At 46.4% G+C, this 14,932-nt stretch carries 15 protein-coding genes and 1 other annotated feature; all 15 genes read right to left on the bottom strand.

Features of this window, described 5'->3' with window-relative positions:
* Window positions 1-584 precede the first annotated feature (584 nt).
* The 15 genes from FE296_RS01805 to FE296_RS01735 all read right to left on the bottom strand — a co-directional run bounded on the left by FE296_RS01805 (window position 585) and on the right by FE296_RS01735 (window position 14,899).
* Window positions 585-2,219 carry a LysM peptidoglycan-binding domain-containing protein gene (locus FE296_RS01805; protein ID WP_150364113.1) on the bottom strand — a complete coding sequence of 545 codons (1,635 nt, stop codon included), beginning with the start codon at window positions 2,217-2,219 and terminating at the stop codon, window positions 585-587.
* Window positions 2,220-2,414: 195 nt separating this feature from the next.
* Window positions 2,415-3,299 carry a branched-chain-amino-acid transaminase gene (ilvE, locus tag FE296_RS01800; protein ID WP_150364112.1) on the bottom strand — a complete coding sequence of 295 codons (885 nt, stop codon included), beginning with the start codon at window positions 3,297-3,299 and terminating at the stop codon, window positions 2,415-2,417.
* Between the two features lie 148 nt (window positions 3,300-3,447).
* A complete protein-coding gene (gene pheA, locus FE296_RS01795; RefSeq protein ID WP_124117745.1) occupies window positions 3,448-4,320 on the bottom strand; it encodes a prephenate dehydratase in 873 nt (290 codons plus the stop codon).
* Window positions 4,317-5,285 carry a homoserine kinase gene (gene thrB / locus FE296_RS01790; protein WP_124117743.1) on the bottom strand — a complete coding sequence of 323 codons (969 nt, stop codon included), beginning with the start codon at window positions 5,283-5,285 and terminating at the stop codon, window positions 4,317-4,319. Before thrB ends, pheA begins: the two co-directional genes overlap by 4 nt.
* The gene (gene thrC, locus FE296_RS01785) at window positions 5,282-6,352 is read right to left on the bottom strand and encodes a threonine synthase (RefSeq protein WP_124117741.1); all 1,071 of its coding nucleotides are present in this window, start codon (window positions 6,350-6,352) and stop codon (window positions 5,282-5,284) included. The genes thrB and thrC overlap by 4 nt, the downstream gene beginning before the upstream one ends.
* 115 nt (window positions 6,353-6,467) lie before the next feature.
* Window positions 6,468-7,754 (bottom strand): homoserine dehydrogenase, encoded by a 1,287-nt coding sequence (locus FE296_RS01780; RefSeq protein WP_017692626.1) that lies wholly within the window; start codon window positions 7,752-7,754, stop codon window positions 6,468-6,470.
* 58 nt (window positions 7,755-7,812) lie between these two features.
* Window positions 7,813-8,250 (bottom strand): ACT domain-containing protein, encoded by a 438-nt coding sequence (locus FE296_RS01775; protein WP_017692625.1) that lies wholly within the window; start codon window positions 8,248-8,250, stop codon window positions 7,813-7,815.
* A 228-nt stretch (window positions 8,251-8,478) separates the two neighbouring features.
* A complete protein-coding gene (obgE, locus tag FE296_RS01770) occupies window positions 8,479-9,789 on the bottom strand; it encodes a GTPase ObgE (protein ID WP_076216952.1) in 1,311 nt (436 codons plus the stop codon).
* A 17-nt stretch (window positions 9,790-9,806) separates the two neighbouring features.
* Window positions 9,807-10,604: a Spo0B domain-containing protein gene (locus FE296_RS01765; protein WP_223868735.1), complete on the bottom strand. Its 798-nt coding sequence runs from the start codon at window positions 10,602-10,604 to the stop codon at window positions 9,807-9,809.
* Between the two features lie 90 nt (window positions 10,605-10,694).
* A complete protein-coding gene (gene rpmA, locus FE296_RS01760) occupies window positions 10,695-11,006 on the bottom strand; it encodes a 50S ribosomal protein L27 (protein ID WP_017692622.1) in 312 nt (103 codons plus the stop codon).
* 23 nt (window positions 11,007-11,029) lie between these two features.
* A complete protein-coding gene (locus FE296_RS01755; RefSeq protein ID WP_036605912.1) occupies window positions 11,030-11,359 on the bottom strand; it encodes a ribosomal-processing cysteine protease Prp in 330 nt (109 codons plus the stop codon).
* Window positions 11,360-11,373: 14 nt separating this feature from the next.
* Window positions 11,374-11,685, bottom strand: coding sequence for a 50S ribosomal protein L21 (rplU, locus tag FE296_RS01750; protein WP_017692620.1), 312 nt, complete (start codon window positions 11,683-11,685; stop codon window positions 11,374-11,376).
* Window positions 11,686-11,699: 14 nt separating this feature from the next.
* Window positions 11,700-11,784, bottom strand: a sequence feature (ribosomal protein L21 leader region).
* Window positions 11,785-11,840: 56 nt separating this feature from the next.
* Window positions 11,841-13,091 carry an Rne/Rng family ribonuclease gene (locus FE296_RS01745; RefSeq protein ID WP_124117737.1) on the bottom strand — a complete coding sequence of 417 codons (1,251 nt, stop codon included), beginning with the start codon at window positions 13,089-13,091 and terminating at the stop codon, window positions 11,841-11,843.
* 106 nt (window positions 13,092-13,197) lie between these two features.
* On the bottom strand, window positions 13,198-14,058 hold the full coding sequence (locus FE296_RS01740) for a M50 family metallopeptidase (RefSeq protein ID WP_150364111.1): 861 nt from the start codon (window positions 14,056-14,058) through the stop codon (window positions 13,198-13,200).
* The gene (locus tag FE296_RS01735; RefSeq protein WP_150364110.1) at window positions 14,051-14,899 is read right to left on the bottom strand and encodes a M23 family metallopeptidase; all 849 of its coding nucleotides are present in this window, start codon (window positions 14,897-14,899) and stop codon (window positions 14,051-14,053) included. The genes FE296_RS01740 and FE296_RS01735 overlap by 8 nt, the downstream gene beginning before the upstream one ends.
* Window positions 14,900-14,932 lie beyond the last annotated feature (33 nt).

Raw genomic sequence — 14,932 nt, 5'->3', positions numbered from 1 at the left:
AGCGTTCGTCCTGAGCCAGGATCAAACTCTCCAATAAAGTATTGAAAAGAGCGATAAGCTCATTTTGAATCTGACGAAATTAAACATCTCATTTGTGCTCCAGCCGATTCAAGCCAAGGCTTGTCTCCAACTTTTGCGTTCATTCTGCAAGCAGAATGTTCACTCACTCGTTGTTCAGTTTTCAAAGATCAAACTTGTTTCGTTATTTCTTTTGTTCCCCTTGTCAACCGTGTGTTTCAGCGGCGACTTAAATAATATATCATACGACTGAATGTAATGCAACAGTTTTTTTCATTTCTTTTCTCTTAGTAGTTTTGCAGTAGCTAAAGCTATCATTATCCGTTCCCTATCTTGTCCTATCATATTAGGTTACGCTCATAGGGTACAAATATTTTAACACATTTATGAAAGGGTTTACAATAACTTCTTATAAAAATACTTTCTATTTTTTCCTGAGCAACTATCCCCGATATCCGCAACTCAATGTTCACTCCAGGTAAGAGGGAAGCCAGCTCTGTATTACAGAGCTGGCTTCCCTCTTATATAACAGGTACCTCACTTATTGATCAATCGCAATCCCCAGATTAGTTTTGTATCCATGGATTGCGACGCTTTTTATCGGATTTCCGTTGGTTGGAAGTAGCTGTACCCTCTCTGGATGTTTTCCCGGACACGGATACCTTGGATTTATTTTTCAGAGGAGCCTTGCTTGTTCTGCGTTTTGCAGCTGCCGGCTTATTCCCTGCTTGTTTGGACTTCCCTTCCGAATCTGATACAGCCTCTTCAATTGCTACCTGACTTAAGTTAGCGTCTTCACGCCCCCCTTTTTTACCACCCTTATCTTGCCCCTGAGGAGGATACATTTCACCAAATGCTCCAAGCAGGGACGGGGGAACCATGTTCTGAGTAGGGTACGGATTCTGATAAGCATACTCAATAGGCTGGTTTGGCATCGTTGATGTGGACATTTCAGGTGGCATGCCATACGAAGGACCGTACATGTTCATGTTCCAAGCCGGTTCCTGATAACCATAAGAAGGATAAGTATACTGAGGGACATGTGTATGTGAGCCACATCCGCATGGAGGGTACGGAAGCATTGAGTATGGAGATATGAAAGGCGGCTGATGATTCATATGACTAGGTGCTGCATACGTTGGGAATGGACTATTCACTTCGCCAGCTGGCGCAATCGGAAATGAGTTGTTTTGCATGTCTGCGGACAGATTCGGCATAACGTTATTGTGGTTATAACCCTGCTCCGCGCCAGTCCACGGACTGTTAGGCAGATCACTGCCACTATAAGGACTAACTTCTGGAATCCCTGGAAACGACGCATTGTTACTCGCTCCTGCCGTGTACATATCTTGCTGAGCACCATACACCTCTTGTACAGGAACCGGGAATTGAACATAAGGGTGCTCGGCAGGCGCATGATGCAACTTATTACCACAACCACAAGGCTTTTTCGTTGCTGGTGCAACCTCAGTTGGAGACTTTGTATTAGGCATTACAGGCAAAGGCATAATTTCAGGCGAAAGATTAGGCATTGTGTATTTCTTGGATTCTGCTACCGGTTTTACATGAACTTCGGGTTTAACCTCTTCTTTTTTGTGCGTTTCCTTTTCGGGTTTCACTTCAGGAAGCTCTGGTAACTGCGGCAGTACCTCCAGTTCAGGCTTCACATTTGGCTTCTCCGTATTGGCTGGTGGTGGAGCAGGAACTGGGACTGGAACAGGAACCTCTGCTACCGGAGCAGGGGGAGTTGGCGCTACTGGAGCCGGTGGTTCCGGTTCTTTGACTCCCGTGTATTCCTTACCTTCAGGTGACAACTTTTCATGAGCAGCAATGTTGCCGGCCCCCGAATTAGATGTGCTGTTTCCTTGTGCGTGCATAGATGGAATATAAACTGTTTCCCCCACCAGCAGAGCGTTCGGATTTTTCAACTGTGGATTGGCATTGATCATATCTTTTAAAGGAACTCCCCAGGCTTGTGCCAACTTCCATAACGAATCTCCTTGCTGCACCTTGTGACTGTGGAGAACACCCTCCGGCTTCGGTGTTACTGGCTCTGCAGGGATTTTGACCTTCATGCCAATATCCAGCTTGTCGGGATTTGTGATTTGCGGATTAGCCGCGATCAATTTGTCCAGCGCTACATTGTATTTTTGGGACAGCAGATATAATGTGTCGCCTTTTTTCACCATGTGTATTTTCACAGGGAACTAACCTCCTAGACGTCATACTTGGGCAGTACATTCGCCCATACCGTTACTACATCCTATGCAGAAATCGGGCTAATGACATCAACTAAACAAAAAAAATCCTCCTGTCTCCAAAATCCCCATACACCAGGTATGCAGAATTTTATCGGACAAGGAGGATTCATGTTCCCTATGTTATGCAATTCTAACTTAAGATTCCCACACTTTATATCCATCTTTGTCAACAATCTGACGGAATGCTTCCAGCAGTCTCAGCGTTACCGGACCTGCTACTCCCGTGCCAATTGTTCTTCCATCCACTTCATATGCAGCGATAACTTCTGCAGCTGTCCCGGTGAAAAAGACTTCGTCTGCGATATACACATCATGCAGGGTGAATGGCACTTCTTTCAACTCAAGCTCCAGTTCGTCACATAGATCGATAATTGCTTGTCGTGTAATCCCTTCAAGTGCTCCGAGATAACAAGGCGGCGTGTACACTACACCATTTTTGATGATGAAGATGTTATCACTTGAACCCTCAGTTACGTAACCTTGGGAATTAAGCATAATTGCTTCACCAGCACCTGAATAGTTAGACTGGATTTTAACCAGGATGTTATTCAGATAGTTCAATGATTTAATTTTCGGATTCAATGCGTCCGGAATGTTCCGGCGTTGGGATACGGACACGGCTTTCAATCCAGTAAGATACGCTTCCTCCGGATAGATCGCCAATTGCTCCACGATGATGATTACGGATGCCTTAGGGCAACGTAACGGGTCCAACCCCAGATTACCAGGGCCACGCGATACAATAAGACGAATATATCCATTACGCATATCATTGCGGCGCACCGTTTCAGCCATGACTTCCAGCATCTCATCAATGGACAGCGGAATGTTCAAACTAATGGATTTTGACGAATCATACAAACGATCCAAGTGGGCCTTACATCTGAAAATATTTCCGTTATAGATCCGAATACCTTCGAAAATTCCGTCTCCATACAAAAATCCATGGTCATATACCGAAACGGTTGCGTTCTCCTTGGTCACATACTGACCATCCAAATAGATCCATTGTTCTGCCACTGATGACTGCACCTCCATAAAATATCCATTCCCTGTACTCCGAAACGTTGTTAACCCGTCCATTGTACACCAAATGACAAGCCATTACTCGCTCATTCTACCCCGACTTATGACAACCTTCTAACATTCCCAAACACCATCAGGTCAATTATCTCGAAGGATATGTATAACAAGGATAGCTACCCAGAACACGCACCTGACAATTCAATGCTTCAATCTCTGCCATGGCTGCGGTAAGCAATACCGAATCGACCGTTTCCACGACATCAATGTAAAAATAGTAACTGCCCAATCGTTTCTTCGTTGGACGAGATTCGAGGCGGGTCAAGTTCAGCTTCCGCCATGCAAAAGCTGACAATACCTGATGCAACGCACCCGGTGCATCTTCTGGCAACGTCACCAGCAAGCTGGTTTTTACATGATCCGGTTCACGTGGAATGTTCACAGGTTCATGGCCAATGAGCACAAAACGGGTGTAGTTGTTGTCATGATCTGTAACCCGTTCAGCCATAATGTCCAAGCCATGCTTCTGAGCAGCAAGTTTGGTACCGATCGCCACCCAGCCCTTACCCGGATTTTTTTTCACAATTTCTACAGCTTCAGCTGTACTGTTCACACCTTCAAGGTCCGCCCCAGGCGAATGTAGCCGAATAAAGTTCTGACACTGCGGAATAGCCACAGGATGAGACATAATCTTGGTAATTTTACTAAAATCATACTCGCCACTCTCTGTCTTAAATTCCGAGCCATGTCCAATCACATTCTGGATGGATGGGTATACCCACTCTGCTTGCATCGGAATATCCACTTCATTTACAAGCCAGTCCATATGGAGACTAACTGAACCCTCAATTGTATTTTCAATCGGAATGACACTGTATTGTGCAATCCCGCTATCCGTTGCTCGAAAAACATCCGAAATCAGCTTGGAATGAAGCAAATCTAATGGTTCTCCGTTGAAAAGGAAATCAATTGCTTCATGAGAGACTGAGCCTTCAGGTAATACTGCAATTCGTTTCATGCATTAACTTCCCCTTTGATTCTGTCCAGAAAAGGACGTTCGTCTTGATCAGGCAGCACGGTTACACCGTCCAAATCCGGATCGAGCCACAGTGCAGAAGCAGATATGCCCTCCCGCTCCATGGTGTCCAGCAAATATTGTTCCAATCCCGCTTTTCGGGTGTCATGACGATCTACCAAAGTCAATACGGTCGGGCCAGCTCCGCTAAGGGCAGCTCCCAACGCTCCATGATCAACAGCATGTTCCAATATCTCAGCCATGCCTGGCACCAATGATGCCCGATATGGTTGGTGAATTCGATCTGACATCGCCTTCTGAATCATATCCAGTCGCCCACTCGCCAAAGCGGCAACGAGCAGTGAGGATCTGCTAATATTATGCACTACATCAGACATGCCAAATTGCTCTGGAATTGCATTCCTTGCTTTTGAAGTAGACAGCTGAAATTCAGGTACAATAACCAACGCCTGCAGATCCTGGTGTGGTTCAATACGTATATGATCTACCTGTTGACCATTCCATGCAGCCGTAATAATACCGCCATACAGAGATGCTCCCACATTATCAGGATGCTTCTCGAGGGATGTGGCCATATCCAGAAGCTTGGCATCGGATAAAGGAGCACCAATTAATGCATTCGCTGCTGCCAATGCACCAACGATGGCTGATGCACTGCTCCCGAGTCCCCGCGTAAGCGGAATATCAGAATACATGGAAATCTCCAATTCAGGGATGGATACCCCAGCTTCATTGAATACCATCTGTGCAACTTCGTAAATCAAATTCGATTTATCTGTTGGCAGGCCTGTTAAATGATTGCCGTGAAGATGAAATGACGTCTGCTCGGCAGGTTTCATTTCCAACCAGGCATACAAAGACAATGCCATGCCCAGGGTATCAAACCCGGGACCGAGATTGGCTGTGCTTGCAGGTATTTTTACAGTTACCTTTTCACGCAAACTCATACAGATTGCTGCTCCAGTTGTGCAATAGCCGCCATTACTGCTTCTTCCGTATCTTCAACAACAAGCGGCTCAGTCGCTACTGTTTTGATCGCAATATTAGGATCTTTCAGGCCATTGCCTGTCAGTACACAAACGACAGTCTCTCCGCCTTTAAAGTACCCTTCACTCTTCAGTTTATATACACCGGCAAGGGAAGCCGCAGAAGCAGGTTCAGCAAAAATCCCTTCCCGAGAAGCAAGTGTACGATACGCTGTCAGAATTTGTTCATCCGTTACATAGTTGATCTGTCCACCAGATTCCTCAGCTGCAGCTACAGCCGTTTTCCAGCTCGCCGGATTACCGATTCGAATTGCTGTTGCTACTGTTTCAGGTTCAAGGATCGGCTCACCTTTGACAATGGCCATCGCACCTTCTGCTTCGAAACCAACCATACGTGGAAGTGTGCTCGACTTACCTGCCTCTTTGTATTCTTTGAAACCTTTCCAATAAGCCGAGATATTACCCGCATTACCGACTGGAATAGCCAGAACGTCAGGCGCTTCGCCAAGTTGTTCAATTACTTCAAACGCTGCTGTCTTCTGTCCTTCAATCCGGAACGGATTCACAGAGTTTACAAGCGTGATCGGATGTTTGGCTGTGATCTCACGCACAATCTCCAGTGCACGGTCAAAGTTACCATTAATCGCGATCACCTTAGCTCCATAGATCATGGCTTGGGCCAGTTTACCCAGTGCAATGTTGTTATTCGGGATCAGTACGATACAATTGAGGCCACCACGTGCGGCGTAGGCCGCAGCAGCTGCTGACGTATTACCTGTGGATGCACACATAATCGTACGGCTGCCCTCTTCCATAGCTTTGGCAACAGCCATAACCATACCGCGGTCTTTGAAAGATCCCGTAGGGTTCAAACCTTCATACTTGAAATAAATATTCAAACCGAGTTCCTCAGACAGATTCTCTGCATGAATCAACGGTGTATTTCCTTCCTGAAGCGTAAGCAGGGGTGTATTTTCATTAACTGGAAGGTGCTCTCTGTACGTTTGCAAAAGTCCTTGATATCTCATTGTGGGTAAACTCCTTTATGTTTTAATAATCTGAAATGATGACCTGTTGAACCAGATATGATTAACTTGTACGTTATAACTGAAATAATTGAGATGCAGTATGGAATACGGACAATTAACCTTCCACCCGATAGACACTCTTAATGCGGCGAATGACGCTGAGTGATTCAAAATGTTTTAACACTTTATCCATGCTCGCCTTACTTGCATTATGTGTAACGATAATGATCTCGGCATCCGGGTTGTGCTCATTCGGCTGTTGAACAACCGACGCCAGACTGACATCATATTCTGCGAAAATTTGTGTGATCTGTGCCAATACACCGGCTTTGTCGTCTACGTGTAGTAAAATAAAGTTTTTTGACACGATCTGCTCGTCGCTTTGCAGTCGCTTAATCTTATAAGGCACAATTGCTTTGAGACCGTTCACGCCAAGTTTAAGGTTTTTGGTAACCGCCACAATGTCAGCTACAACCGAAGTTGCCGTTGGGAGTTCTCCCGCACCCGCACCGTAGAACATCGTCTCCCCTACAGCTTCACCGTGTACATATACTGCGTTGAACACACCGTTGACTGAAGCAATCGGGTGATTTTGTCTAACCATCGTCGGCTGAACGCTGATCGTGATCTCATCGCCAATACGGTCCGCAATACCAAGTAACTTCATCTCATAGCCCAGTCTTTTGGCATACATAATGTCTTCACGGGTTACGGAGGATATTCCTTTAACAGTTACATCCTTCAACTCCACATTGGTACGGAAACCGAGCGTACTCAAGATCGCCATTTTGCGAGCTGCGTCAAGTCCCTCCACATCGGAAGTTGGATCCGATTCGGCGTATCCCAGAGCTTGTGCTTCAGCCAGTACTTCTTCATAGGATGCACCTTCCTGACTCATTTTGGTCAGAATAAAGTTCGTTGTTCCGTTCACAATCCCCATAATGCGAGTAATCCGGTCAGAAGAAAAACCTTCAATCAGCGTACGAATGATCGGAATCCCTCCAGCAACACTCGCCTCATAGAACACGTCACATTGTTTTTCCTGTGCCTTCGCCAAAATCTCTGTACCATGCAGTGCCATGAGATCTTTGTTTGCTGTTACGATATGTTTCCCACGTTCCAACGCTTCAAGAATATACTCCTTCGTCTGATCAATGCCGCCCATGACTTCAACGATGACATCAATATCCGGATGCCGAATGACTTCCCAAGGATCTTCCGTAAGCTTGGCACGGTCTACAGCAATAACACGTTCTTTCTCTGTATTTTTCACTGCGATCTTCTCGATGACAATCGGCGATCCAACCTGACTGCTCAGATCCTCCTGATTCCCTTCCACAATGCGAACGACTCCCGTTCCGACAGTTCCCAGACCCAATAATCCGACTTTTACTGGTTTCACTAACGATCTACCCCCTAATGTCTATTCTTGTCCGTCAGTCCTGTATATTAAAGCCTAATTACCCTTGGCCTACAATACGTGTACGTCTTACTCCAGGCATATCTTGCATTCGATCCAGCATTTCACCAATTTCGCCATGAAGATGTGTTGTTTCCACCGAAATGACAACATTGGCTCTTCCTTGAAGCGGGATACTCTGATTAATCGTGAGTACATTAGCTCCATAACCAGCTACATGTCCAAGCACACGAGACAAGATACCCGACTGATGCTCCAGATCAATGGAGATCGTTACAATTCTCTCGCGCTCAAGCTGGTTGATCAGATGAATTCCATCTTTGTACTTGTAAAAGGCACTCCGGCTTAATCCGACCTGTTCAACCGCCTCATGCACTGTTTTAACATCACCAGAAGCCAGTAGTTCTTTTACCTGCATGGTCTTCACCACTGCCTCTGGTAAAATATCTTCCCGTACCAAGTAATAGCGTTCGTTCACAGAACGTCCTCTCCTCAAAGACTCATGTATTCATATAGTGGACATTATATAGGATCTATGGCAAAAGGGCAATACATGACACGCCTATTTTTTGAAATACGTTCCTCACAGTATACAAGTTTATCCCTCTCCCATGTCAGGAAAAAACAAAAAAACGCAGAGTTGCGGGTCCACTTCCCACTTCTCTGCGTTCCTATATCGATCTGTCTCTCCACGGAAGACGGCTACCTAGTAGTAACTGCTGCCTTCCACGAATTCGAATTCAAAGTCTCCAATACGCACGATGGTACCTTCTACAGCTCCGCGCTTACGCAACTCAGCGTCGACACCCATATAACGCAGTGTACGTGCGAGTTTCAGTATGGCTTCATGTGAGTTCAGTTGCATCCGTTTCATCATGCGGTCAATCTTGGCACTTTCGACAACGAACATTTCATTCTCACGCACAATTTTGAAACCATCGTCTTCTTTTTTGTCCAGACTATATACTTTACGTTCAGATACATCTGCTACCTCTTCAACCACTCGCTCGTCTGGAACCTGATCCAGCAGATCAGCTGCACGATACAGAAGTTCTTGAATCCCTTTCCGGGTCAAGGATGAAATTGGCATCACTTCAATATCAGGTTGAACTTCACGAACTTGCTGTAAAAATTGCTCCAGGTTCGCTTCAGAGTCTGGCATATCCATCTTGTTAGCTGCTACAATTTGCGTTCTCTCGGCGAGAAGCGGATTGTACAACTTTAATTCGTCATTGATTTTCTGCCAGTCTTCAAAAGGATCGCGTCCTTCTGAACCCGACATATCTACGACATGAACAATAATACGAGTACGCTCGACATGACGCAGGAACTCATGTCCCAGTCCGACCCCTTCATGCGCACCTTCAATCAGTCCAGGCAGATCGGCCATCACGAAGCTTCGGCCTTCTCCTACACCGACTACACCCAGATTCGGTGTAATGGTTGTGAAATGGTATGCGCCGATCTTTGGCTTGGCTGACGAAACGACAGAAAGCAATGTGGATTTCCCGACACTCGGGAAACCAACCAAACCAACATCTGCCATAACTTTCAGTTCGAGTACGATGTAACGCTCTTGTCCTTCTTCACCGTTCTCAGCAAGTTCAGGTGCAGGATTGTTCGGTGTGGCAAATCGGATGTTACCCCGTCCGCCCCGACCACCACGAGCAATAACAACCTGTTGACCGTGACGTGTCATATCCGCCAGTACTTCTCCGCTGTCTTCATCCAAAATGATCGTTCCTGGTGGAATGCGCACAATCATGTTCTCCGCGTTTGCACCATGCTGACTTTTATTACGTCCCTTCTCACCACGTGGGGCCTTGAAGTGACGCTGGTAACGGAAATCCATCAACGTACGCAAACCTTCATCCACGCGGAAAATGATGTCAGCTCCTCTGCCTCCATCGCCCCCGGCAGGTCCGCCGTTTGGTACGTACTTCTCACGACGGAACGAAATAATTCCGTCGCCTCCGTCTCCGGCTTTTACATAAATCTTCGCTTTATCTACAAACATTGGTTAACCCCTTCTTCCTATATTCCACACGGCATTCTGAATTGTATAAACGTATCCTCAGACGGAAACTGCTCCGTTCTGACTTTTTTTCCTTTGAGTACGGCAGTAAGCTGCCGCAGTGTTTCCGGATCGGGTGTTTGATCCCCATCCAGTCGGACAACCACATCTCCATGATCCTGTCCGAAGTTCAAGGTCAGTTTGCGAACCTCTCCCCAAGAAGACCGGCCGCCGCCATATTGATAGGCCCTGATTGCATCAGCAATCGCCCCGGTAAGTGACTCGCCATCCTCGGGAGAGACCAGAGCACTAAGCTGCAACTCATCTTCTATTTCCACATGCAAGTCCAGCGCAATTCCACTGGCGCGAAAAGACTGAAGATAAAATACGAGGGAAGGAATGCCTAATCTGGAGATTCGACTTTCTTCTGTAACCCGCTCTTTTATTCTTTCCACACATTGCAATGATTTATCAAGTTTGCCCAGCCGAAGATATCCATATAACACCTGAAGGTCGTTCATCCAGTCGTGTCGATGATGATTTAATGAAGCAATTGCTGTCTTTTCCATGGATTGTATGATGGCTCTGCGTTCCGCCTCCGCCTGTTTCTTCATCGCATTCACAGAAATGAGCAATACTGCGACGGACCACAATGCGCACACGACGCTTGAGGTCATCGCCGGATACAACATAACGAAAACCAAAGGAATCAGAAGTGAACATGCCGCAATCCACGGCACTCTTTTCCAAGATTTCATGGCTTCTCCCCGTTCTACAAAACTCGGTTGGTCTACACCCACCGTAACCAAGTATAACATGTCTTTTCTGCCAGTTCATTATCGAATAACCGTTGAATACAAAAAACCTTCGGCAAAAATGCCGAAGGCTCCTTAGGCGGAATGCCGATATTACGCTTCTACTGCTGCTGCTACAGGAGCAACATTAACAGGATAGATGCTTACTTTTTTGCGATCGCGTCCCCAACGTTCGAATTTTACAACGCCGTCGATTTTCGCGAACAAAGTGTCATCTTTACCGATGCCAACGTTAGTTCCTGGGTGAATTTTCGTTCCGCGTTGGCGAACGAGAATGCTACCACCAGTTACAGTTTGACCATCAGCACGTTTAACACCCAGACGTTGAGCATTACTGTCACGTCCGTTCTTCGTGGAACCTACACCTTTTTTCGATGCGAATAACTGAAGATTTAATTTCAACATGATTGGTTGTCCTCCTTCTTTGCTTATTTGAATTGCTGTATTTTAATATACTTCCCGTATGACTCTGCAATATTAGAGAGCATAACCACCATGGATTCGAGTAACAATTGTACCTGGGACCAAGTTTCCCCTCTCTCTAACAAAGGTAAAGAACCGCTTAAAAAGCCATTCTTCATCTTGGCATCCATTTCGACACCGGTCAATGTTTCAATCGAGTTCACCGTACCCACTGTAACAGCGGATACCCCGGCACATACGATGTCTTCTCCCCGCTTGGCAAAATTAGCATGCCCTTCGATGGAAAATCGTTCGATGTTCCCGTCCTCATCACGAAAGATTTGAACGATAATCACTTATCGCACCTTCTTTACGCTTTGATTGTTTCGATAGTTACTTTAGTGTACGGTTGACGGTGACCTTGCTTCACATGGTAGTTCTTTTTAGGTTTGTATTTGTATACGATAACCTTTTGTCCTTTGCCATGTTTCTCCACTTTAGCCGTTACAGTAGCTCCGGAAATCAATGGTGTACCTGCTGTCAAACCTTGATCGTTAGATACAGCCAGGACACGGTCGAACGTTACGCTTTCGCCATCGTTCGCAGTCAATTTCTCGATGAACAGAACATCGCCCTCTTGGACTTTGTACTGTTTGCCGCCTGTTTCAATAATTGCGTACATTTGCCTTGCACCTCCTCATGTCTCAGACTCGCCCGTTCTCAGGTGACAGTGTCCTTGCGGAACTGTTCTTATACCCGGCCAGTGCGGTTACAGCATGTGCAAGACCATTAGGCTAAACACATACTTGAAGATTATATCACGCAATATATCAAAAATCAATGCAAAGGTGAAATATATCTTTTTCCCGTACCATGGCAGGAAGAACACGGCTCCACATAGGGCAGCGTACTTTCTTCCCGCACTTTCTTACGGGTAAGTTCGAGCAAGCCCAGCTTGGTCCAACCCATTACAAACGCTTTGGTCCGATCCTTCTTGAGCTCACCCTCCAAGGTTGCCGCGACTTCATGCCGATTCGAGGCTTCCTCCATATCAATGAAGTCGACAATAATCATGCCACCGATATCCCGCAGGCGCATTAGACGGGCAATCTCCACTGCTGCCTGTATGTTGGTCTCTGTCACGGTCTCTTCCAGACTGTCACCGCCAGCTCCCGTATATTTACCCGTGTTCACATCCACTACAGTCAGAGCTTCGGTATGATCAATGACAATGTATCCGCCTCCGGGCAACCACACTTTCCGGGCAAAATCCTTATTCAACTGTTCCTGCACACCATAGGCAGCAAAGATGGATTCTGTTCCCCGATACACCTGTACTTTGGGTTGATGACCAGGACTAATCTCTTCGAGCAATGCTTTTACCTCACGGGCTTGTCCCTCACTATCAGTGATGACTTCGTCACTCCCTGGCGTATACACATCTCTGATGATTCGCTGTACCATGCTATGATCCCGATGCAAGAGGCTTGGTGAAGGCAAACTGTCCGCTTTTTCACGAATCAGACACCACTGCGCGCGTAATGTTTCCAAGTCCGACTTAATGGCTTCATGCTGCTCTTCTCCAGATACGGTTCGAATAATAAGTCCTTCTTCATCCCGCCTCAGTTGCTCCCCAAGTGCCTTAAGACGGGAACGATCCCCTTCACGGGCAATTTTCTTGGATACCGCTACATAGTCAGCAACAGGCATGTAGACAAGCCAACGGCCCGGGAGTGAATAATGAGTCGTCACCCGGGCTCCCTTGCCTCCTACCGGTTCTTTCAGAACCTGAACAATGACTTCCTGACCCGGACGAAGCAACTCCGAAATGGAAGGCTTCACCTTGGGCTGTTTCTCCAGATGAGGATGCAACACATCGTCCACATAAAGAAACGCATTCTTTTTCTGACCAATATCCACAAAAGCAGCCTGCATACCCGGTAACACATTCACGACCCGTCCCTTGAAAAAGGAACCCAGCAGTCCACGCTCGCGTGTACGCTCTGCCGTAAATTCCACAGCTTTGCCTTCTTCCAGAAGCGCCATTTGCATGAGGTTATGTTCATTATGTACTATCATTTGTTTCATGGCTTCACCTCTAGAAGACAATTCAATTCATCCACATCCATTTCAGTATCTTTGCAATTCTCATTGTACATGTATTAACCCATTTCAGAACAGGTCCACCAGAACTCTACAATTTATCACCATTTTGTTGAAAATAGGAACCGATAATCCGTTGCTCAGGCAAGACGGCCATAATTCGACCCTGTCTGTTCATCACGTATACCATATGGTATCTTTCTCTCTTTAATAGACGCAAAATAGTGTCCAAAGGTTTCGCTGGAAATGAGATTATTGGCTGCGCCAAACTGCCAGTAGCCGCGTGACGAGCGAACGCACCCTCTCGATTCATAAGAAAACGAATAAAGCGATAGGGCACATTTCGGTAATCCGTTACGTTGGAATAGAACAAAAAAAGGCCGATTAACAGAATGTTTAACGGTAAGCCATAGTCTCCAGTAAACCATCGGCTGATCGCATACAAAACAACTCCTACGCTACACAGGATGCTAATTCTGTAAGTCCACATTAAAGTTGTATAGTAAGGTGCCCACAGACTGACAAGTGCTTGAACAATTTTACCTCCGTCCAAAGGAAGTACAGGCAGCAGATTAAATAGGGCAATGAGCAGGTTCCCCTGAATGATATAGTTGAGAAAAACCGGGTCGCCGAGATTGCTATACTGCAACAGCATAACCACGCCAACCATCAGCATGTTTTGTAATGGACCTGCGAGAGCAATCATGATTTCCCGGTAGGCCGTGATCGTACCTCCATCTTCAATAACCGCTACTCCTCCAAAAGGAAGCATCTGGATCGACAAGACACGATAGCCCAGAAGGGCAGCCGCAGCAGCATGTCCACATTCATGAATGAATACGATGGCAAACAGCGTAATAAGTTCAATAAAATGTCCAGTCACGAGGGAGGCCATCATGATAATTACAAAGAACGGATGAAACGTAATACGGACTCCCCACACCCTAATCAAGGGCAACAACTTCCGCCGGGTCTACGTACTCCTCCCCTTCTTTGACTGCAAAATAGAGCGTGGCCGGTTGTTCACCACCCGTAGCCTTGAGACTCCCCACTGGATTCCCCGCTTCTACCCAATCGTTCACGCTCACTTCACTTTCGTTCAGCCGACCATATATTGCCGTGACATTGCCTGTATGTTGGATGACAACTGTGAATCCACTTGCTGCATCGCCGATAACCTCCATGACACGCCCAGCATCAGAACTTGCGACCTGTATAAGTTCTGCACCTGCGGCATCCGGAACGATCTCAATTCCCTTCATGCTCAGCGCGAATGGCTGAACCACTGTGCCTGAGATCGGTTTGCCCAGTAACTGCCTTACTTTCAATCCGTTCACTGCATCCGTCGTATGTCCGAGGACCGGAAGAAATGAAGGCGTTCCTCCAAAATGCCGTTCATACCAAGCCGCTGCTGAGGCAAAATCCATATCTCGATGGAGTGCATCCGCAATGACTGTTTTGGGTGATGTCGTCCACGATGTATCCAACTGAAATAGACCCCATACTCCGCCAAATATCAAAGCGCTAATGACCGTCCGTTTGAGAAGTGACTTGAACAAGTTAAATCTCGAATGCCCCCCTGGAACGAAATGACCATTCTCTTTTTTCCACAACCATTCCGGATCTCTTTCCTGTATACCTTCACTAGGCGTAAATGGTTTCGGGTGTATGATCTCATTCTTGTCCAATAGCGAACCTACTTTTTGCTCCTGTAAGACCTCCTCAGTGGCACCATCCATCAGTCGCCGAATGCGTTCTTCTCGTCTCTGCTTGATTCTGAGTTTCGTGTTCATGAAATGTCCTCCCGCCGAGGCTTGTTTACTACA

The sequence above is a fragment of the Paenibacillus sp. UASWS1643 genome (genome assembly GCF_008693195.1).
Lineage (GTDB): Bacteria > Bacillota > Bacilli > Paenibacillales > Paenibacillaceae > Paenibacillus > Paenibacillus amylolyticus_B.
The sequence above is the reverse complement of the archived record's forward strand: the minus strand, read 5'-3'. Positions and strand labels throughout refer to the sequence as shown.

Excerpts from the sequence above, each read along its gene's own strand:
- pheA (WP_124117745.1), bottom strand. The coding sequence starts at position 4,320 with ATGAAACGAATTGCAGTATTACCTGAAGGCTCAGTCTCTCATGAAGCA.
- thrB (WP_124117743.1), bottom strand. The coding sequence starts at position 5,285 with ATGAGTTTGCGTGAAAAGGTAACTGTAAAAATACCTGCAAGCACAGCC.
- thrC (WP_124117741.1), bottom strand. The coding sequence starts at position 6,352 with ATGAGATATCAAGGACTTTTGCAAACGTACAGAGAGCACCTTCCAGTT.
- obgE (WP_076216952.1), bottom strand. The coding sequence starts at position 9,789 with ATGTTTGTAGATAAAGCGAAGATTTATGTAAAAGCCGGAGACGGAGGC.
- FE296_RS01765 (WP_223868735.1), bottom strand. The coding sequence starts at position 10,604 with ATGTTATACTTGGTTACGGTGGGTGTAGACCAACCGAGTTTTGTAGAA.
- rpmA (WP_017692622.1), bottom strand. The coding sequence starts at position 11,006 with ATGTTGAAATTAAATCTTCAGTTATTCGCATCGAAAAAAGGTGTAGGT.
- rplU (WP_017692620.1), bottom strand. The coding sequence starts at position 11,685 with ATGTACGCAATTATTGAAACAGGCGGCAAACAGTACAAAGTCCAAGAG.
- FE296_RS01745 (WP_124117737.1), bottom strand. The coding sequence starts at position 13,091 with ATGAAACAAATGATAGTACATAATGAACATAACCTCATGCAAATGGCG.
- FE296_RS01735 (WP_150364110.1), bottom strand. The coding sequence starts at position 14,899 with ATGAACACGAAACTCAGAATCAAGCAGAGACGAGAAGAACGCATTCGG.